The 681-nt window shown below is 56.7% G+C and carries 1 protein-coding gene; it reads left to right on the top strand.

Annotated elements, in window-relative coordinates; translation table 11 throughout:
• Window positions 1–553: hypothetical protein (locus tag ACFTWP_RS41055; protein ID WP_380270305.1), on the top strand; the 553-nt coding region annotated here is incomplete at its 5' end.
• Between the last annotated feature and the right edge of the window lie 128 nt (window positions 554–681).

The raw sequence follows: 681 nt of genomic DNA, 5'->3' as shown, positions 1-681 counted from the left end.
GAATCCAAGCTTCTCGATCTATACCGAGTTGGCAGTGTCTGCAGCTCAGCGCCTTATCACCCCGGTGAACGCAGATGATTCGTCGCGAGTCGCAACGAATGCGATGTTTATTCTGCTGCACGGGCAGACTCCTCCACACCCGATTTATGGTACGTGGACGTATGCGTCTCAGGCACAAAGGTATGGCTTGGCGGTGCCGCAGATTCACGTAATCGTCGGCAATCGATTGACACAGTATGATGGCGCGGCAACCGCCTTTAAGGCGCTTTCTGATGCCACCGCCGATACGCTCTTCAGCGCATTTAGCACCCATCCGATCTACTTCACGGAGACGCCGAACCCGCCCCAGTCACTGACGGACTTCCGAGACGAATATGCTGTTGCGTTGCGCGACTTCAACACTGCCGGTGTTGTCTCTGCACACTTGGGGCGGCCGCTCTCATCGATGGAGCAAGGGTACTATGAAGTGCACGGACAACAGGTGAAGGTCAATGCAGATCGGGTGAGCGAGTGCATTCAGGCTCTGGACGAGTTGATTGCGTACATCGACTGACATTCTGAACGCCAGTTCGAGCGATCGGCGAGATCGCCAATAGTGCTGGCGTGCATAGTTCGTCGACCAGCAGCCGTGTTTGCGGCGTTCACCTGCTATCGGGCCGAGGCGAGCTGGATGACCTCGGC

It is taken from the genome of Kitasatospora sp. NPDC057015 (assembly GCF_042673745.1).
GTDB lineage: Bacteria > Actinomycetota > Actinomycetes > Streptomycetales > Streptomycetaceae > Kitasatospora.
This window is presented reverse-complemented; position numbering and strand designations above follow the sequence as displayed.